This is a genomic window from Micromonospora sp. SH-82 (assembly GCF_051132485.1).
GTDB lineage: Bacteria > Actinomycetota > Actinomycetes > Mycobacteriales > Micromonosporaceae > Micromonospora.
Genome location: NZ_CP148049.1, coordinates 732,774 through 750,867, shown reverse-complemented (window position 1 = coordinate 750,867; position 18,094 = coordinate 732,774). Strand labels below are relative to the sequence as shown.

The following is an 18,094-nucleotide window of genomic DNA, read 5'->3' as shown; positions in this document are numbered from 1 at the left end:
TGCCACTACGGCAATCCGCCTTGCCAGTCCTTGTCGGTGGCCCGGTGGTCACGCCCTGTCGGAACCCGGTGGTCAGTGCGTGCCGCCCAGGTTGAGGATCACCACCCCGGCGATGATCAGGCCGACCCCGACGACCTTCGTGACGGAGAGCGGCTCACCGAGGAAGGCCGCCCCGATCGCCACGATCGCCGCCGTACCCAGGCCGGACCACATCGCGTACGCCACCCCGACCGGCACCGTCTTGACCGCCTGCGACAGCAGCCCGAAGGCCGTGACGTACGCGACCACCAGCCCGACGGTCGGCCACAACCGGGTGAACCCGTTCGTCGACTTGAGCAGGCTGGTCCCGACCACCTCGCTGGCGATCGCCCCGAGCAGGAACAGGTACGCCACGTGCCGTCTCCCATGCATTCCGCAACGACAGGCACCACCGTAGGGGGTCACCCCGCCGGTGGTCACACCCGTCGACCGGTGCCCGAGAGATCTTGGATGGTGGTGGCCCCTCCAGGGGCCGGCAGACTCCAAGGTCTGATCGTGCCGACCGTCGCCGGTGCCCGCCCGTCGAAACGGGTCACGCTCGGGGTCGACCTCAGTCGTTCGGAGAGGCCCGATGTCCCAGGCGCGGTGCCCGTACCACCGGGGTGCCGGCCGCCCCCGGGCGGAAGTCCCGGGCCGCACCCGCGACCATCTCGTCGGGGTCGCCGACCAGCGCCTCGCGGATGTGCGGCGGAACCAGCTCCGAGGTCGCCACCGCCGTCCGAACCTGCACCGAACGGTCGTCGACCAGCCCTCGCAGGTCCGCCTCGCTCAGCTCGACAGCGAGCACCAGCGCGACGCGGACGTCCACCACGGGGTCCTGGGCGAGCGCGCTCCGCTGGGCGGGGGTGGTCCGCGGATTGCGGGCGAGCCCCTTGCGTACCCGCGCGGTGCGGTCGGCCATCAGGGCGGTGATCACATCGGGGTCGTGGGTGTGGGTGGCGAGCCGCTCCCGTACCTCGGGTGAGACATCGCCGACCAGTCCCGCCGCCAGCTCCGGCTCCAGCTCGCGGGACTCCGCGAGGAGACCGCGAAGCTCCTTGTCCCGGGCCTCGGCCATCACCCTGCGAATCGACTCGTCGCAGGACGGGTTCCCGGCGACCGCCCACCGGACCCACCGGTCAGCGTCCTTGACCAGCCGCAGGAGATTGCCGACCGACGTCGAGGGGTTCCTCGCCACGGCCTCCCGCACGTCACGATCGAAATCGCGGGTCAACGTCCGCAGTGCCTGCGCGGGGGCGTCCGGGCGGCCCGCGACCGTCCTGCGGACCGCAGCCGACGGGTCGGAGGCCAGTTCGATGAGGTCCATCTGCGACGTCGTGGGGTCCTGCGCGACGGCGAGCTGCGGGTCTGTGCCGTCACCCGCCGCGACGGCCCCCGGCCCACCGTGACGACCCGACCCACCGACGCCCTGCTGCTTGCCCATGGCCGCCATCATGTCACGGGCCGGTGGGGGACCCGCGAGGCGTGACACGGGCTCCGATAGTCACGCAGTCGGTCACCCAGGAAGCACGAGAGGGCACATCAGTGAATCGATGTGCCCTCTGACCTCTGTCGGGGTGGCCGGATTCGAACCGACGACCTCTTCGTCCCGAACGAAGCGCGCTACCAAGCTGCGCCACACCCCGAGGCGTGCCGACAAATAGTAGCCCACCCTGATCCGGGGACAAACTCAGTACCCCCTCCCCGGGCGGCCGGGGAGGGGGTACCGCCCTGAGCTGCCCCGGTCCCATGAACGGGGCAGCTCCACAGCCTCACCGAGACCTGTCCCCAGCGCAGCGCATCCCGAGGGCAACCTCGCCGCAGCGGGACACCGAGGGCACCGCCGCCGGATCCCGAGGCGGCTCCGGCAGCGGCGTCGGCGGTCAGCGGGGGATGAGGGTGAGGATGCTCGCCTCGGGCGGACAGGCGAACCGGACCGGGGCGGTCGGGTGGGTGCCCAGCCCGGCCGTGACGTGCAGCCAGGCGTCCGAGTCCGGCCACCGGTGCAGGCCCTTGGCCATCGACCGGGGCAGACCGCAGTTGGTGATCAACGCCCCGACGCCCGGCACGCAGACCTGTCCGCCGTGGGTGTGCCCGGCCAGGAGCAACCCGAAGCCGTCGGCGGCCATCTGGTCGAGCACCACCGGCTCGGGGGAGTGGGTGAGGGCGATGGAGAGGTCGGCGGTGGTCGAGACCGGCCCGGCGACGTCTTCGTAGGAGTCCCGGCCGATGTGCGGGTCGTCCACCCCGACCATGTCGATCAGGCGGCCGCCGGCCTTCAGGGAGGTACGGGCGTTGTTCAGGTCCGCCCACCCGGCCCCGACCAGGACGTCCCGCAGTTCCTCGTACGGCAGCTCGGCGCCCTCGGTGTACTCCCGGTCGGGCAGGAAGTAGGAGAACGGGTTCTTCAACACCGGGCCGGTGTAGTCGTTGGAGCCGAACACGAAGGCACCGGGGAAGTCGAGCAGGGGTTGCAGGGCCCGCAGCACCCCCGGCACCGAGGCCGGGTCGGCCATGTTGTCCCCGGTGACCACGACCAGATCGGGGTCGAGGGCGGCCAGTGAGGCGACCCAGTTCTGTTTGCGGGCCTGGTTCGGCATCATGTGCATGTCCGACAGGTGCAGGATGCGTAGCGGTTCCGCGTCTGCCGGAAGCATCGGTACGTCGTACCGGCGCAGGGTGAACATGTTGCGCTCGATGAGCGAGGCGTAGGCGAGGGTGGCGGCACCGGCCACGACGGTCCCGGCCGCGAGCCGGCGGAATAGTGTGCGCTTTCGCATGCGGATGAGGGTAGTTTGACCCTCCATGAGCACGCTGAAGGACCGACTCACCGCCGACATGCGAACCGCGCTCAAGGCGCGCGACGAACTGACCACCTCGACCCTGCGGATGGCGTTGGCCGCCGTGGGCACCGCCGAGGTGGCCGGCAAGGCCAAGCGCGAGCTCACCGACGACGAGGTGCTCGCGGTGCTGACCAAGGAGGCGAAGAAGCGGCGGGAGGCCTCGACCGCCTTCGCCGACGCCGGGCGCACCGACCAGGCCGCCAAGGAGAACGCCGAGGGGGAGGTCCTGGAGCGTTACCTTCCGAAGCAGCTCCCCGACGGGGAACTGGCCGACCTGGTCGCGGGGGCGCTCGCCGAGGGCGGCTTCACCGGCAAGGCCCAGATGGGCCCGGCGATGAAGGCGGCCCAGGCCGCGGTGGCCGGTCGGGCCGAGGGGGGTCGGGTGGCCGCCGAGGTACGTCGCCAGCTCGGCCTCTGACGCGACAGCCACGGTACGACGAAGCGGGCGACACCTTCCGGTGTCGCCCGCTTCACTGTGCCTGGACCTCAGGTGGTGCTCTCAGCCGCCTGCATCGACCTGTCGAAGGTCAGCCGCCGACGGTCAACCGCCGGGGGTCGCGTCCCCGCTGGGGGCACCGCCCCCGGAGCTGACCTGGATGGTGACGACCCCACCCTTGGTGGTCCGGCCACTCGGGCTGGTTCCGGCGGCGGTCCCGGCCGGGCAGCTGGACTGGATCTGGCTGCTCGACACGACCGCCTGGAAGCCCGCGCCCTGGAGCCGGTTCTTGGCGCTGTCCACCGACTGGCAGGCGACCACCGGGATGCTGCGCATCTCACCCTGGGCGGCCTTCTGCCCCGGCGGGGTGAAGTTGATCCGCTCCTTGCCCTTCATCGCGGCGGCCAGCGCCTCGGCGACCGGCGGGTTGATGCCGTCGGGCCGGTTGTGCTTCATCTGCTGGTTGGTCTGCGGCCAGTCCGGGTCGGCCATGATGCCGGCGACCGCGTACTGCTTGGTCATCGCCACCAGGGAGGCCGTCTTCTCCGAGTCGGTGGTGCCGGACTTGCCGGCCACCGGGGCGTTCACGTTGTACTTGACGTGGGCGGCGGTCCGGCTGCCGCCGCACTGGCTGGTCCGGGAGTTGTCCCCGACCGGGCAGCGGGCCGCGTCGACAGCCGCGCGGGCGACCTCGACGCTCACCGCCTTCTTGCACCGGGGGTTGGCGATGTCCAGCTTCTTGCCGTCGGCGTCCTTGATCTCCTGGACCGGGATCGGCTCGCAGTACTTGCCGTCGGCGGCCAGGGTCGCGTACGAGTTGGCCAGGTCGAGCGGGGTCACCGAGGAGACACCCAGGGTGAAGGCACCCCAGTCCTTCGCGGCGGCCTTGTTGTTGGCCCAGTCCGCCTCGCTCGGGACCCGGAACTCGATGCCGAGCCGCTTGGCGGCGTCGATCACGTTGTCCGCGCCGACCTGCTGCTGGAGCGGGACGAAGTAGGTGTTCGTCGACCGGGCGAAGGCGCTCCACATGTTGAGCACGCCGCCGGCCTTCTTGTCGGAGTTGGTCGGGCAGTACTTGTTGGTCCCCGGGCACGCGGCCGGGCTGCCCTGCTCGACGATGTAGTCCGACTTGAACTGCTGCGGCGCGTCGATGGTGTGGCCGAGCGGTATGCCCTTCTCCAGGGCCGCCACGATCGTGTAGATCTTGAAGACCGACCCGGCCTGGTAGCCGGCGAGGCCGTCGCCACCGGAGATCAGCGGGTTCACCGTGTTCGGGTAGCTGCCCCGGATCTTCTTGGCGGCCTTCCTCGGGTCGCTGGAGATCTTGTTCTGCGGCTTGTCCGGGTCGTCGAGCTTGAAGTTCCGGTTGACCGCCAGGGCGCGGACCCGGCCGGTGCCCGGCTCGATGTTGGCCACCATCCGGGCCGCCTTGCTGTTCACCCCGAGACCCTTGCGGACCGCCTTGTCGGCGCCGTCCTGGGCCTGCACGTCGAGGGTGGTGGTGACGGTGTAGCCGCCGGCCTTGAGCCGCCGCTCCCGGTCGTAGGTGGTCGAGCCGAACTCCTCCTGCTGCATCCACCACCGGTAGAAGTAGTCGCAGAAGAAGCCCCAGCCCCGCTTGTTGGTCTGGACGCAGCCGTTCGGGGCCCGCTTGCCCTTCACCACGAGCTTGGTGGCCTTGGCCTCGTCCGCCTCCGCCTGGGTGATCGCCCCGGTGGTGACCATGTTCTGGATCACGTAGTTGCGGCGGTCCAGGGCCTGCGGGTGACCGCTCTTGGTGGTCGGGTTGAACGAGGTGGGGGCCTTCACCATGCCGGCGAGCATGGCCGCTTCCTCGATCTTCAGGTTCTTCGGCGGCTTGCCGAAGTAGACCTGGCTGGCGGCGAAGATGCCGTACGCGCCGTTGCCGAAGGCGGCGATGTTGAGGTAGCGCTCCAGGATCTCGTCCTTGCTGAGTTCCTTCTCGATCTGGAGGGCGAAGTTCATCTCGCGGATCTTGCGGGCGCTGGTGTCCTCGGTGGCCGCGACGACGTCCTGCGGGTGGGTCGCCGAGTAGGCGATGTTCTGCCGGACGTACTGCATGGTCAGAGTGGACGCGCCCTGCCGCGAGTTGGCGGCGGACTGGTTGTTCACGAAGGCGCGGACGACGCCGTTGAGGTCGACGCCGTTGTGGTTGTAGAAGTCGTGGTCCTCGGCGGCGATGATCGCCTTCTGCATGTTCGGGGCGATGTCCGCGAGCTTGACGTCCTTGCGGTTCTCGTCGTACATCGTGGCCAGCGGGGTCTTGCCGTCGCTGGCGAGCAGGTAGCTGATCTGCGGAGCCCGAGCCATCTCGAACTCCTTGGGCAGCTCGCCGAAGGTGTCGGCGCCCGCCTTGGCGGCAAGTCCGGACATCGCCACCGCGGGGAAGGCCGCCGCAGCGACCACCACCCCGGCCAACAGGCCACATATGAGTAGCGATGCGGTGTTGGTCAGGACGTTGTGGTCACGTTTCCGCATCCAGGTCACCTCGACAGGGTACGCGAGTAGGAACGAGGGGCGCTGGGGTGCACTTTCCCCATTTCCGGTAAACGCCGGCCTCGTTGTGCTAAACGCACGAACCCCGGTGGGAGGTTGCGTGGACCGGGTCGAGTCTCCTGGGTGAGAAGGCGATCGCGCAGCGTTTTCACGGACTCCGGCGGGGTAAGCGGGCGGCGAAAGCCCGGTAAGCCGGGAGTGTCCGTAATGATGGATTTGGCCGACAACGTTGCGTAATCAGGTGACTACAGAGCATGATGGTAGCGACGGTCCAGCCGTGGTCGTCCGTGCCGCCTTGGGGGAGGCCGGGCGGGACGACCCCTGCGAGACGGCTGGTCGCGACGACGTCGGTAGAACTCCGAGGGGGGACGTGTACAGATGGGCATGATCACTGACTGGCCGTCACTGGCGGCGTGTCAGAACGGGGACCCGGACGCGTTGTTCGTACAGGGCGCTGAACAGAACGTCGCCAAACGGATCTGCCGCAGTTGCCCAGTCAGGTACGAGTGCCTGGCCGACGCGCTCGACAACCGGATCGAGTTCGGAGTGTGGGGTGGGATGACCGAACGTGAACGCCGGGCGCTGCTGCGCCGGCACCCGCAGGTGGCGAGCTGGCGCAAGATGTTCGAGGCGGCGATGAAGAAGAACGCCAACGACAAGACCGGTAAGGGCAAGGAACTGGTCAACGCCCTCGGCTGAACCACCCGGTCACTGTCGGCTGATCGCCGAACCGATCGCCCGCAGCCCGTCGACGTCGTGCACGTCGACGGGCTGCGCCGTGACAGACACCGTCGGCACCTCCGGGAACGTGTCGGTGAAGCGCGCCGCCACCTGCTGTTCGCGTACCGACTGCTGGGCCAGGGTGGCGTGGGCCCGCAGCACCTCGACGGTGCCCTCGTGCCCCCCGAGGTCGGCCAGCCGCTGCGCGGCGGCCAGGCTCTCCGCCGCGTCCGGCGTCGTCACCGTCGGCCGGTGCACCCGGTTGAGGACCAGACCGGCCAGCGGCATCCGCTCCTCACGCAACCGGCCCGCGAAGTAGGCGGCCTCCCGGACCGCGTCCGGCTCCGGGGCCGCGACCAGCAGGAACGCCGTCTCCTGGGCTTGCAGGATCCGGTACGTCTGCTCGGCCCGCTGCCGGAAACCACCGAACATCGAGTCCAGCGCGGCCACGAACCCGGACAGGTCGGTGAGCAGCTGGGCGCCGAGCACCTTCTGCACCACCTTCGAGAACATCCCGAAGCCTGCCGTGACGAAGCTGAACATGCTCCGCCCGCCGGTCCGCGCCGGGGCCAACAGCAGCCGCAGCATGCGCCCGTCGAGGAACCGGGAGAGCCGGGCCGGTGCGTCCAGGAAGTCCAGCGCGGAGCGGGACGGCGGGGTGTCCACCACGATCAGGTCCCACTCGCCCCGGGCGTGCAACTGGCCCAGCTTCTCCATCGCCATGTACTCCTGGGTGCCGGCGAAGGTGGAGCTCATGGCCTGGTAGAACGGGTTGGCGAAGATCTCGGCGGCCTTCGCCGGGTCGGTGTGCTGCCCGACCACGTCGTCGAAGGTCCGCTTCATGTCCAGCATCATGGCGTGCAGTTCGCCGCCGCCGGCCTCCACGTCGATCCCCTTGACCTGCCGGGGGGTGTTGTCCAGCTCGGTCAGGCCCAGCGACTGGGCCAGCCGACGGGCCGGGTCGATGGTGAGCACCACCGTACGCCGACCGTGGTGTTCGGCCGCACGCAGCGCGAGCGCGGCGGCGGTGGTCGTCTTGCCGACCCCGCCTGCACCGCAGCAGACCACGATCCGCACGCCGGGGTCGGCGAGGATCCGGTCGACGTCCAGCCGCGGCGCCGCGTCTTCGGAAGGCACCAATCGAGCGTATCGGGCCACGGGGCTGCTCCGCCCGGTGCCGGGGCAGGTGTGAGTCAATCGGCGGCGAGCAGCGCCGCCGCCAGGGTGTCCAGCCCGGCCCTGTCGACCCCGTCCGGGAGCAGGGGCAACTCGGTGATCGGCAGTCCCAACTCCACCAGGTCGGCGCGGAGGGAGTCCTCCAGCTCCCGGCGGGCCGCCTGGTCGCGCGCCTCGTCGTGCAGCCCGGCGACTGTCGCCTGGTCGGCCGGGAGACCGGCGGCGAGCAGCCCCCGGCGCAGCTCCTCCGGGCCGACCGGTGCCCCGGTGGGCAGCGGGGCCCGCGCCGCGTTGACGATCACCCGTCCGGTCGGGAAGCCGAGCTGGGCCAGATCGGCGACGGCGTCGACGGTCTCCTGGACCGGCATCTCCTCCAGCAGGGTCACCACGTGCACGGCGGTCATCGGGGAGCGCAGCAGGGCGGCGACCCCCTCGCTCTGGGTCTTGATCGGGCCGACCTTGGCCAGCCGGGCGGTCTCGGCGGTGACGTTGAGGAACCGTCCGATCCGTCCGGTCGGCGGTGCGTCCAGGACCACCGCGTCGTACGCCCGTCGTTGCCCCTCGGTCCGGGTGGTGGCCTCCTTCACCTTCCCGGTGAGCAGGACGTCCCGCAGTCCGGGGGCGATGGTGGTGGCGAAGTCGATCGCGCCGAGCTTGCGCAGCGCCCGCCCGGCCGCACCGAGCTTGTAGAACATGTCCAGGTATTCGAGGAGGGCCTCCTCGGCGTCGACGGCGAGGGCGCGTACCTCCCCGCCGTCGGCGGCGTCGGTCAGGTGGCGCTCGGCGTACGGCAGGGGGTCGGTGCCGAAGAGCTGGGCGATGCCCTGGCGTCCCTCCACCTCCACCAGCAGGGTGCGGTGACCACCGGCGGCCAGCCCGAGGGCCAGGGCCGCCGCCACGCTGGTCTTGCCGGTGCCGCCCTTTCCGGTCACCACGTGCAGGCGGGCGGGCCAGCCGGGGCGGGCCGGATCGGCCGGCTGCTGCGAGAGTCCCACGCCGTCGAGCCTAACCAGTCCTCCCGGGCGCGGCCGGCTGCCCGCCCGGGCCGTCGACCGACAGGGGGGACCGGTTCAGTTGACGTCGCAGACCCACCAGCCGCGTTTGCGTACCACGGTGAACCGCAGGTCCTGGTCGGCGACCTTCTCGTCGGAGGTGGTCATGGTGACCGTGGTGGAGACGGTGGCCCGGTCCCCGTTCTGGTTGTCGACGCTGGGAGAGCTCCACCGGAACCGGGGCCCGGCGTAGGCGGCCGAGTAGCGCTCCACCTCGGCGACCTTCGCGGCGATCTTCTTCTCGTCCCGGGCGGCGCTGCAGACCAGCCGGGTCGCCCGGGACGGGTCGTGGTCCCGGTAGACGGCGGTCATGAAGTTCTCCACGGCGATGGTCGGCTCGGTGGCCCCCTCGCCGTTCTCGGCGTTGCGCAGGGCGACGAAGGCGGTGACCCCGCCACCGCCGCAGAGCAGGACCGTCGCGGCCAGCACCACGGAGGCGATCGTCACGCCGCGTCTGTTCCGGGTGCCCCGACGGGTGGCGGACGCGGTCGGGGCGGCGTGCTGTGGACCGGAGGAGGTGGTGCCGGGAACCTCACGCGGGCCCCCGGACGATCCGGCCGGGCCACCGTACGGCGGTTGGGTCATCTGCTCTCCCGGGGGTGAGAGCGCCCACCGCCGGGAGGGGGCGGCGGCGCGGAGCGCGCGTACGGGGCGAGCCGTACCCGCCCGAGGAAGGGTAACGGTCGATGCCCGGACGAGAGGAGTGAGCCGGGTGTCCGTTTGGCTCGGCCCGGTGAGCAGGACGTAGGGGTGTTACATCCCTTTTGTGATCGCCATCGGCTACCGGACTCGGGATGTGTCGCATATGTGACTTGAGGTGATCGATCGTGCGCGTCCGGTTGAAGCCAGGGTCCTTCGGCCCTAATTTCGGGCCGACGGCGGGGGCCGGGTCGGACGGACGGTCCGGCCCGGAGGCCAAGGCACGACGAAGACGACGCCGGGAGGCACTGCGATGCACGACGCGGACGACACCCCCCGCTCCCCTGTCCCCTTCGGCGACCGGACCCGGCGGGCCGGACCCGGCGGAGAGGTCGAGGGCCTGGTCAACGGCCCCCCACTCAACGAGCGGTCGTACCGCCGGTTGTCCGACCCTGGGGAGCTGGTCCGTACGTTGCACCGGCTCGACGACCGGGCCCGGGACGAGGAGGAGCCGGGGTACGTCATCCACCTCCCGATCCGGGTCGCCGACCTGTCAGCCGCGACCGCCCTCGCCGGGAAGGTCGCCGTATCGCTCGGATTCCTGCCCGAACTGGACGCCGGTGAGACCACCGTCTCGACCACCGACGACCAGAACAACAGGCAGCGGGTCTTCTGCGACCTCCCGCTGGCCGACCGGTCCCGCTGCCCCCAGCGCTACGACCACGGCGGCCCCTGTGGCGAGCTGCCCGGCGCCCCCGAGCAACGCCCCGCCCCCGGCCCGCCGTCGGGACCGTAGGCTGTCGCGGACCGTCAACACCAGTACAGGGAGCCCTCACCGATGCAGAAGTGGGAATACGCCACGGTCCCGCTGCTGGTCCACGCGACCAAGCAGATCCTCGACAACTGGGGCGAGGACGGCTGGGAACTCGTCGCCGTGATCCCCGGCCCGAACCCGGAGCAGCTGGTCGCCTACCTCAAGCGGGTCAAGGCGTGAACGGCGGCCCTCTCGCCAAACTGGCCGAACTGGGGCTGTCGCTCCCGGAGACGGCCGCCCCCGTCGCCAGCTACCTGCCCGCCGTGCAGTCCGGGCAGCACGTGTACGTCTCCGGGCAGCTGCCCATGCTCGACGGCAAGCTGCTCGCCACCGGGAAGGTGGGCGGCGGGATCTCCGCCGAGCAGGCCAAGGAGCTCGCCCAGCGGTGCGCGCTCAACGCGCTCGCCGCCGTCGACGCGCTGGTCGGGCTGGAGAACGTGGTGAAGGTGGTGAAGGTGACCGGGTTCGTCGCCTCGGCACCGGGCTTCACCGGGCAGCCAGGTGTGATCAACGGCGCCTCCGACCTGTTCGGCACCGTGTTCGGCGAAGCCGGGCGGCACGCCCGTAGCGCCGTCGGGGTGGCCGAGTTGCCGCTCGACGCCCCGGTCGAGGTGGAGGTCATCTTCGAGGTCGGGTGAGTCCACCCGTACCGCGACGATCGCCAGTCGTTCCCCGCGATCCACAGGTCCGTTCGCCAAGATCGCGGGGAGCGCCCGCCGGGGTCGTACGATCGCACTCATGACGGGTCATGTGACCGCGCCGGTGGCGGCACCGGCCGACGAGCTTCCGACCTGGGTACGGCTGCTTCTGGCGCCGAACCCGGGCCCGATGGCGCTCGACGGGACCAACACGTGGCTGCTGCGCGCCCCCGGCAGCGCCGAGACCGTGGTCGTCGACCCCGGCCCGCTCGACGAGGCGCACCTCGCCCGGATCGTCGAGGCCGGACCGGTGGCGGCAGTGCTGATCACCCACGGACACCCGGACCACACGGACGGCTCCCGACGACTCGCCGACCTGCTCGGCGGGGTGCCGGTACGTGCTGTCGACCCGGCCCACACCGTCGACGCCGAGCCGCTGGGTGCCGGTGACCCCGCCGGAGCGTGGCCCGTGTTGAAGGCGGCCGGGCTCGTCATCGAGCCGATCCCCACCCCGGGACACACCGCCGACTCGGTCTGCCTCCTCGTCGAGCACGAGGGTGACCGGGCGATCCTCACCGGGGACACCATCCTCGGCCGGGGCACCACGGTCATCGCCCACCCCGACGGGAACCTCGCCGACTACCTCGCCAGCCTGGCCCGGCTGGCGACGTACCGGGGGGTGACCGCGTTGCCGGGGCACGGTCCGGCGCTGGCCGACTGCGGGGCCGCCGCCGACTACTACCTGGCCCACCGGCAGGGCCGGTTGGCGCAGGTCCAGGCCGCTGTCGACGCCGGGGACCGGACCCCGGCCGAGGTGGTCGCCCGGGTGTACGCCGACGTGGATCCCGTCCTGTGGTGGGCGGCCGAGTGGTCGGTCCGTGCCCAGCTGGAGTACCTGGGGGTGCCCGTCGGGGGGTCCGACGGCTCGGAAGCGCGGTTGGACCAGCCGTGACCTGCCCGGTGTGTGGAACCGTCGCCGTACCGGGTGCTCGGTTCTGCCACAACTGCGGGGCCGCCCTGCCGGCCGCCGCGATGCTGCCCGCCGCCGAGCGCCGGGTGGTCACAGTGCTCTTCGGGGACCTGTCCGACTTCACCTCCTGGTCGGAGGACCTGGACCCGGAGCGGGTCGGCGCGGTCACCGACCGGGTGCTCGCCTCCCTGGCCGGGGCGGTCAAGACCTTCGGCGGGCACGTCGACAAGCTCACCGGCGACGGGATCATGGCGGTCTTCGGCGCCCCGGTGGCGCACGAGGACGACGCCGAGCGGGCGGTCCGGGCCGCGCTGTCGATGCAGCGGGCCGTCCGGCGGGTCCTGGACGACGAGCGCGGGGGCGGAGCCCCCCTCGGCCTGCGGGTCGGCCTGAACACCGGGGACGTGATCGCCGGTATCCAGGCCGCCATCGAGTACACGGTCATCGGGGACACCGTGAACACCGCCGCCCGGCTGGCCGACGCCGCCGCCGTCGGCGCGGTGTACGCCGGTGGGCGTACCGCCGCCGCGACCCGGCACGTGGCCTCCTGGCGGGCCCTGCGACCGCTGCGGCTCAAGGGCAAGCGGGAACCGGTCGAGGCGTACGAGCTGCTGGGTCTGCTCGACGCCCCGGGCACCCGGTCCGGGCTGGGCGACGAGGCGCCGTTCGTGGGGCGGGAGACCGAGGTGGGTCGGGTCGCCGGTCGGCTCGCCGAGGTGATCGACCGGGGGGAACCCCGGGTGCTGCTGATGACCGCCGAGGCGGGGATCGGCAAGTCCCGCTTCTCCGCCGAGGTGGAACGGCTGGCCGCCGGGTACGACGTGGGCGCCGGCCGGTTCGCCGCGCACACCGGTGCCCGGGTGCTCTCGGTGCGCTGCGCCGCCTTCGGTGAACGGCGTCGGCTCGCCCCGCTGGCGGACCTGGTCAGGGCGGCCGTCGGGTTGCCCAGCGACACCGCCACCGCGTTGACCAGACCGGCGGTGGAGGAACGGCTGCGCCGCCTCGGTCAGCGCCTCGCCCGGTTGAGCCCGGAACCCGCCCCGGTCGCCACCGAACAGATCCTGGCCCTGCTCGGGTACGCCGAGCTGACCGCCGGGAGCCCCACCGAGCAGGGCGAGTGGAGCACCAGCGGCACCCCCGTCGACGCGGAGGCGGTGCCGAACGCCGTCGCCGAACTGCTCAGCGGGCTCGCCGTCGAGGCTCCCCTGGTGGTGGTGGTCGACGATCTGCACGACGCCACCGCCGAGACCATCAGGGCGCTCGGGGTCACCCTGTCCCGGCTCACCGGACCGGTGCTGGTCCTGCTGCTGGGCCGCCCCGAGCTGGTGCGTACCGCCGGGGCGTTGACCCGGGTCTCGGAGGCCGAGGTGCACGCGTTGCCGCCGCTGCGCGGAGCCGACGCCGCCCGGCTGCTGACCAGCTACCTCGGTGGCGGGAAGCTGCCGCAGGCCGACACCGACAGGCTCCTCGCCACCGCCCAGGGGAACCCGTTCTACCTGGCCGAACTGGTCACCCTGCTGATGGAGCGGGGGGCGCTGACCGCCGTCGGCGGCGGCGGGTGGCGGCTCGCCCCGGGCTCGCTGGGCAGCCGGCTGCTCTCCCGGGACCTGGCCGCCGTCCTGGCCGCCCGGATCGACGCGCTGCCGGTCGTCGCCCGGTCGGTGCTGCGCGACGCCGCGGTGGTCGGTGACACTGTCGCCCCGGGGACCCTGGAGGCGCTGCGCGAGCAGCGCGCCGGTCGGGACGTCCGCCCGGCTGCGGTGGTGGCGGTGGAGCTCGACCGGGCGATCGACGAGCTGCTGCAACGCCGGATGCTGCACCGGACCCGCGCCGGGTACGCCTTCGCGACCCCGCTGATGCGGGAGGCCGCGTACGCAGGGGTCAGCAAGGCCGAGTTGGCCGAGCGGCACGCCGCACTGGCGCGCTGGGCGGCGTCCGGCCCCTCCGCCCTCGGTCTCACCGAGCAGGCCCGGGACGACTTCGTGGCCGGTCACGCCGAGCGGGCGGTGGCCCTGGCGGACGCGGTGGGGCTGCGTCCCGACTCGCCGGCCCGCTCGGTGGCGGGGCTGGGAGGGGCGGCGTTGGGCAGGTCGGCCCGCCGGTCCCTGGCCGCCGGGGAGCCCACGACGGCTGTGGAGTACGCCGACCGCGCCGCCGAACTGGCCCGCGACGGGGTGCCCGCCGCCGACCGGGTGGTGCACGCCCGGGCGTTGTTGCAGGTGGGCCGGGTGCACGACGCGCTCGCCTCGGCGGAGAAGATCGCCGCCAACACCGGTGACGAGGCGACCCGGGCCAGCGCCCTCCTGCTGGCCGGGCAGGCCCACCAGACCCTCGGCGAGCAGGACCGGGCGGTGGCCGCCTGGGAGGAGGCCCAGCAGGTGGCGACGGCCGGTGCGGTGCCCACCCTGCGGGCCTCGGCGATGCGACGGCTGGGCATGACCGACTTCGTCACCGGACGGCTGGGGCAGGCGAGCAGCAGGTTGGCCGCCGCGTACCAGGTCAGCCTCGCTGCGCAGGATCCCCGGGGGCAGGCCTGGTCGTTGCAGAACCTGGCCTGGGTGACCACCACCCGGGGCGACTTCGCCGGCACCGACGCGGTGCTCGGGCGGGCCGCCCGGCTCTTCGCCGAGCTGCGTGACCCGTACGGGCGGGCGTGGCTGCGCGGTACCACCGCGTACGCCCGACTGCTGGCCGGGCGACTGCGGGAGGCGGGCCGGTTGGCCCGGGTGTTCCTGCCCTTCGGGGAGCGGGTCGGCGAGGCGTGGGCGGTGGGGACGCTGCGGGCGGTGGAGGCGTTCGCCGCCGCCGAACTGGGGGACCTGGCCGAGGCCGACCGGGGTGCCCGTCGGGCGTACCGGGAGTTCGCCGAGGTCTCCGACGACTGGGGGCAGGGCTTCGCCCTGGTGGTGCGGGGGGTGGTGGCGCGGGGGCTGGGTGAACCGGAGCACGCCGCGGACCTGCTCGCCGACGCCCAGGGGTACGCCGACCGGACGTCGCATCCGCTGCTGACCGGGATGGCGGGGACGCTGCGCGGGTTCGTGGCGTTGGAGTCGGGGGACTGGGAGGCCGCCGAGCGGGCGGCCCGGACCGTCCTCACCGCCGTCGAACCGCACAATCCGCAGGCCCCGGCCCAGGTGGGGCCCCGGGTGCTGTTGGCCACCGCCCGGCTGGCGGCCGGGGATCCGGCGACGGCGGTGGGGCTGCTGGCCCCGGTGGCGACGGTGGCAGCGGCCGGGGCGCCGTCGCTGCTGTTCTCCCGTCGGCACACCCTGGCCCGGTACGCCTCCGCGCTGCTCGCACACGGGCAGCGGGAGCAGGCGTTGGACTGGGCCCGGCGGGCGGTGGACACCCCGGCCGAGGACGTCCGCAGTCAGGTGGTCGCCGCCGGGGTGCTGGCCGAGGCGTTGCTCGCGAACGGATTGCCGGCCGAGGCGTTGACGAGTGCCGAGGACGCGGTACGGCTGGCCTTCGCCACCGAGCAGGTGGGTGAACGGCTGGCCGCCACCACCCTGCACAACCGGCTGCGTACCGTCACCTGACGCTGCGTGACGTCTCCGCCGCGCCGACCTGCGGTGGCGGGGTGTCACCGGTTCTGCCGATGCGCGATGTCGGGGTGAGCGACTAGCGTGTCGCGTACAGGTCTCCACAGTGGTGTCGGTGGTTGGCGCCGGAAGAGGGGTGTCATGAGGTTGCCGCGTTCCATCGCGGGCTGGACGATCGCGGTCTTCGGCGTCCTGGCACTGGTGATGGGGGCGGTCGGTCTGCTCTGGCCGCAGGCCCAGTTGCAGATGCTCGGCTTCGAGATCCCCGCCGAGCGCGCCCCGGGGGACTACACCGGCACCTTCCTGCTGGCCTCCTCGATGGCCGCGTTCAACATGGGGGTCTACTACCTCCTGGCCGCCGCCACCGAGTGGCGGTCGTTCTACCGGTTCACCGTCTTCTTCCGGCTGGTGACGTTCGCCGTCTTCAGCATCGCGGTGGTGGCCGGCATCGCCCCGGACCGGTTCTTCGGGGTGGCCCTCTGGGAGGGCGTCGGTGCGGCGGCCACCGCCGTCGGCCTCTGGTTCGACGCCCGGCGTTCGACGGCGAACGGTCCGGTCGGGGCCGCCCCCTCCGGGTCGGGCGCTGCCGGGAGTGCCGGTGTTTCGGCTGGTAAAGGCGGTTCTGCGACGGCCGCCACCGCCACTCGCGCGGACACGGCTGACTGAGTCGCCAATCGAGTTGGGTATTTTCGAGCCGTGACCGACACACCGCCAGGGGCCATCCCGCCACCCATTGTGCCTGGTCTGACCGACTTGGAAGTCTTTGCCCGAGGCGGTTACGCGACCATCTACCGGGCCGTGCAGATCTCGGTGGGGCGCGAGGTGGCGGTCAAGGTCGAGAACCGGACCCTCGACAGCGAGCGGGACCAGGCCCGGTTCCTGCGCGAGGCGCGAGCCGCCGGTCGGATGTCGTCGCACCCCCACGTGGTGGACCTCTTCGACGTCGGCGTCACGGTCGACCAGCACCCCTACCTGATCATGGAGCTCTGCGACGGTTCGTACGCCGAGCGGATGCGGACCTCCCCCCTGGGGCCGGTCGAGGCCTGCGACCTCGGGATCAAGATCGCCGACGCGGTCGCCCACTCGCACGCGGCAGGTGTCCTGCACCGGGACGTGAAGCCGGCGAACATCCTCTACTCGCACTTCAACTCGGCGGTCCTCGCCGACTTCGGGCTCGCCGTGGTGGCCGAGATGCGTGACGCCTCGGTGGCGCTGGAGGTGCTGACCCCGGCGTACGCGCCACCGGAGATGTTCAACCACAGCCCGCCCTCGCCCGCTGTGGACGTCTACGCGCTCTGCGCCACCCTCTACGCGGTGATGTCCGGTCGCCCGCCACGCTGGGGCACCGACCGCAATCCCAGCCTGGTCACCGTGCTGGAGATGTTCCACCAGCCCATCCCCGACCTGCCCGACGTGCCGCCGGAACTGCTCGACGTGCTGCGTACCGGGATGGACAACGACCCGGCGAACCGCCCCTCGGCGGTGGAACTGCACGCCATGCTCACCGGGCTCGGGATCGCCCCCGGCACCTCCGGCGGCGTACCGCTGAACGGGCAGCTCCACCCCGGCGTTCCGCTCGGCACGGTCCGGCCGCCCGGCGACGTCACGGCCGGCGACGCCGAGGAGGGCGCCCCGCGTCGCGAGGTCGAGGAGGACGGCCACCCCACGGTGCCCGCGCCGACCCGGTGGCGACGTCGGCTCTTCTTCGGCGGGGCCGGGGTCCTCGCCCTGGCCGGGTCGGCCGCCGCGGGAGCCTGGGTGGCCGGCGGAACCCCCTACTGGGCGGCACCGACCTCGGTGGTCAGCCGCACCTCGGACCCGATGGGTCAGGCGGGTCCCCTGCCGGGATGCCTGCCCGCCCCGAGCGGTGGCCCCGTCACGTTGCCCGCCGGTGCCCGGTGCGCCCCCGAACTGGAGTGCTTCGGCCCGGTCCGGGTCCGGGGTGGACAGGTCGAGGCGGCCCGCGTCTCCTGCGAGGGTCGGCACACCTGGGAGAGCTACGCCGAGGGGGAACTGCCCGCCGAACTCGTCGGAGCCGGGCACGAGCAGGTGCGTGACGACCCGGCGGTGCAGCGGGTGTGCGGCCCACAGACCTTCCGCCTGACGAGTGGCCTGGCACCCAACGAGTGGAGCCTCGAAGTCCTGCCACCCGCCGGCGACGACCGGACGTTCCGCTGCCTGGCCGGGCGCGGGGTCGACGGGCTCGCGGTGCCCACCCTCACCGACCGCTGACCCCACCCCTCGGCCGCCGGTCGACGTCGCCGGTCCGCCCAGCCGGTGGGCTCTGCCGGTCCACCCTGCCGGTCGGCGGTGCCGGTCAGCCCGGCCGGTCGGCTCGGCGTTGCCGGACGTCCACGGCGTGCAGCGCGTCCCGGCTGTCGAAGGTGTCGAGGGTGTCCGCGTCGATGTTCGCCGACGCGGGGACGAACTGCTCCGGCGAGCCGCCCCGGGGCAGGGGGTCCGGTTCGTGCCGGCTCGCGCTCGCCGTCACCCCGGCGACTACGGTGCAGAGGACACAGAGCAGGGCCATGCCGACGGCGACGATCCCCTCGTGTCGCCACAACACCACGGCCAGCAGGAGGGCGACCGCAGTCAGCGACGCGACCACCGCCACCACCCGGGCCTGCCTCGGGCGCAATGTCCTCACCCGACAAGCATGTACGTGCCGGCCTCGATGTCAACCGCCTCCACGACCCCACCGACGCCGAGGACCCGATCCGTCACCCGCC

Annotated in this window: 17 protein-coding genes and 1 tRNA gene; 9 read left to right on the top strand and 9 right to left on the bottom strand. The window is 72.4% G+C overall.

Annotated features, from left to right (window positions below; translation table 11 throughout):
* Nucleotides 1-72: 72 nt before the first annotated feature.
* From WHN02_RS03455 to WHN02_RS03440, 4 genes are all read right to left on the bottom strand, one after another.
* Nucleotides 73-411: a DMT family transporter gene (locus tag WHN02_RS03455; RefSeq protein ID WP_434742019.1), complete on the bottom strand. Its 339-nt coding sequence runs from the start codon at nt 409-411 to the stop codon at nt 73-75.
* 178 nt (nt 412-589) lie between these two features.
* A complete protein-coding gene (locus tag WHN02_RS03450; RefSeq protein ID WP_434742018.1) occupies nt 590-1,462 on the bottom strand; it encodes a hypothetical protein in 873 nt (290 codons plus the stop codon).
* Nucleotides 1,463-1,590: 128 nt separating this feature from the next.
* A tRNA-Pro gene (locus WHN02_RS03445) sits at nt 1,591-1,664 on the bottom strand.
* Between the two features lie 237 nt (nt 1,665-1,901).
* Nucleotides 1,902-2,798 (bottom strand): metallophosphoesterase, encoded by an 897-nt coding sequence (locus tag WHN02_RS03440; RefSeq protein ID WP_350899910.1) that lies wholly within the window; start codon nt 2,796-2,798, stop codon nt 1,902-1,904.
* Nucleotides 2,799-2,823: 25 nt separating this feature from the next.
* Here WHN02_RS03440 and WHN02_RS03435 point away from each other — a divergent pair, with 25 nt between their 5' ends.
* Entirely contained in the window at nt 2,824-3,279 is a 456-nt protein-coding gene (locus WHN02_RS03435) for a GatB/YqeY domain-containing protein (RefSeq protein ID WP_434742017.1), read from the top strand.
* Nucleotides 3,280-3,402: 123 nt separating this feature from the next.
* On the opposite strand, the gene WHN02_RS03430 is transcribed toward WHN02_RS03435, so the two are convergent.
* Nucleotides 3,403-5,796 (bottom strand): penicillin-binding protein, encoded by a 2,394-nt coding sequence (locus tag WHN02_RS03430; protein ID WP_434742016.1) that lies wholly within the window; start codon nt 5,794-5,796, stop codon nt 3,403-3,405.
* A gap of 396 nt (nt 5,797-6,192) precedes the next feature.
* Between WHN02_RS03430 and WHN02_RS03425 the strand changes: the two genes are divergently transcribed.
* A complete protein-coding gene (locus WHN02_RS03425; protein WP_434742015.1) occupies nt 6,193-6,513 on the top strand; it encodes a WhiB family transcriptional regulator in 321 nt (106 codons plus the stop codon).
* A 9-nt stretch (nt 6,514-6,522) separates the two neighbouring features.
* Here WHN02_RS03425 and WHN02_RS03420 read toward each other — a convergent pair whose 3' ends face one another.
* The 3 genes from WHN02_RS03420 to WHN02_RS03410 form a co-directional block, all read right to left on the bottom strand.
* Nucleotides 6,523-7,674 carry an ArsA family ATPase gene (locus tag WHN02_RS03420; RefSeq protein ID WP_434742014.1) on the bottom strand — a complete coding sequence of 384 codons (1,152 nt, stop codon included), beginning with the start codon at nt 7,672-7,674 and terminating at the stop codon, nt 6,523-6,525.
* Between the two features lie 53 nt (nt 7,675-7,727).
* Nucleotides 7,728-8,705 carry an ArsA-related P-loop ATPase gene (locus WHN02_RS03415; protein WP_434742013.1) on the bottom strand — a complete coding sequence of 326 codons (978 nt, stop codon included), beginning with the start codon at nt 8,703-8,705 and terminating at the stop codon, nt 7,728-7,730.
* 75 nt (nt 8,706-8,780) lie between these two features.
* Nucleotides 8,781-9,347: an Rv0361 family membrane protein gene (locus tag WHN02_RS03410; RefSeq protein WP_434742012.1), complete on the bottom strand. Its 567-nt coding sequence runs from the start codon at nt 9,345-9,347 to the stop codon at nt 8,781-8,783.
* Between the two features lie 367 nt (nt 9,348-9,714).
* Here WHN02_RS03410 and WHN02_RS03405 point away from each other — a divergent pair, with 367 nt between their 5' ends.
* The 7 genes from WHN02_RS03405 (at nt 9,715) to WHN02_RS03375 (ending at nt 17,597) form a co-directional block, all read left to right on the top strand.
* Nucleotides 9,715-10,197, top strand: a complete 483-nt coding sequence (locus WHN02_RS03405; protein ID WP_434742011.1) for a hypothetical protein — start codon at nt 9,715-9,717, stop codon at nt 10,195-10,197.
* Nucleotides 10,198-10,239: 42 nt separating this feature from the next.
* Nucleotides 10,240-10,395, top strand: a complete 156-nt coding sequence (locus WHN02_RS03400; protein WP_350900150.1) for a hypothetical protein — start codon at nt 10,240-10,242, stop codon at nt 10,393-10,395.
* Nucleotides 10,392-10,853 carry a RidA family protein gene (locus WHN02_RS03395; protein ID WP_434742010.1) on the top strand — a complete coding sequence of 154 codons (462 nt, stop codon included), beginning with the start codon at nt 10,392-10,394 and terminating at the stop codon, nt 10,851-10,853. Before WHN02_RS03400 ends, WHN02_RS03395 begins: the two co-directional genes overlap by 4 nt.
* Nucleotides 10,854-10,953: 100 nt before the next feature.
* On the top strand, nt 10,954-11,805 hold the full coding sequence (locus tag WHN02_RS03390) for an MBL fold metallo-hydrolase (protein WP_434742009.1): 852 nt from the start codon (nt 10,954-10,956) through the stop codon (nt 11,803-11,805).
* On the top strand, nt 11,802-15,362 hold the full coding sequence (locus WHN02_RS03385) for an adenylate/guanylate cyclase domain-containing protein (RefSeq protein ID WP_434742008.1): 3,561 nt from the start codon (nt 11,802-11,804) through the stop codon (nt 15,360-15,362). Before WHN02_RS03390 ends, WHN02_RS03385 begins: the two co-directional genes overlap by 4 nt.
* A gap of 144 nt (nt 15,363-15,506) precedes the next feature.
* Nucleotides 15,507-16,031 (top strand): hypothetical protein, encoded by a 525-nt coding sequence (locus WHN02_RS03380; RefSeq protein WP_434742007.1) that lies wholly within the window; start codon nt 15,507-15,509, stop codon nt 16,029-16,031.
* Between the two features lie 30 nt (nt 16,032-16,061).
* Nucleotides 16,062-17,597 (top strand): serine/threonine-protein kinase, encoded by a 1,536-nt coding sequence (locus WHN02_RS03375; RefSeq protein ID WP_434742006.1) that lies wholly within the window; start codon nt 16,062-16,064, stop codon nt 17,595-17,597.
* A gap of 85 nt (nt 17,598-17,682) precedes the next feature.
* Here the strand turns inward: WHN02_RS03375 and WHN02_RS03370 are convergent, their stop codons facing one another.
* Nucleotides 17,683-18,012 (bottom strand): hypothetical protein, encoded by a 330-nt coding sequence (locus tag WHN02_RS03370; RefSeq protein ID WP_434742005.1) that lies wholly within the window; start codon nt 18,010-18,012, stop codon nt 17,683-17,685.
* Between the last annotated feature and the right edge of the window lie 82 nt (nt 18,013-18,094).

Coding starts and splice junctions, on each gene's coding strand:
- WHN02_RS03380 (WP_434742007.1), top strand. CDS start 15,507: ATGAGGTTGCCGCGTTCCATCGCGGGCTGGACGATCGCGGTCTTCGGC.
- WHN02_RS03435 (WP_434742017.1), top strand. CDS start 2,824: ATGAGCACGCTGAAGGACCGACTCACCGCCGACATGCGAACCGCGCTC.
- WHN02_RS03405 (WP_434742011.1), top strand. CDS start 9,715: ATGCACGACGCGGACGACACCCCCCGCTCCCCTGTCCCCTTCGGCGAC.
- WHN02_RS03410 (WP_434742012.1), bottom strand. CDS start 9,347: ATGACCCAACCGCCGTACGGTGGCCCGGCCGGATCGTCCGGGGGCCCG.
- WHN02_RS03390 (WP_434742009.1), top strand. CDS start 10,954: ATGACGGGTCATGTGACCGCGCCGGTGGCGGCACCGGCCGACGAGCTT.
- WHN02_RS03450 (WP_434742018.1), bottom strand. CDS start 1,462: ATGGGCAAGCAGCAGGGCGTCGGTGGGTCGGGTCGTCACGGTGGGCCG.
- WHN02_RS03400 (WP_350900150.1), top strand. CDS start 10,240: ATGCAGAAGTGGGAATACGCCACGGTCCCGCTGCTGGTCCACGCGACC.
- WHN02_RS03440 (WP_350899910.1), bottom strand. CDS start 2,798: ATGCGAAAGCGCACACTATTCCGCCGGCTCGCGGCCGGGACCGTCGTG.
- WHN02_RS03455 (WP_434742019.1), bottom strand. CDS start 411: ATGCATGGGAGACGGCACGTGGCGTACCTGTTCCTGCTCGGGGCGATC.
- WHN02_RS03430 (WP_434742016.1), bottom strand. CDS start 5,796: ATGCGGAAACGTGACCACAACGTCCTGACCAACACCGCATCGCTACTC.
- WHN02_RS03425 (WP_434742015.1), top strand. CDS start 6,193: ATGGGCATGATCACTGACTGGCCGTCACTGGCGGCGTGTCAGAACGGG.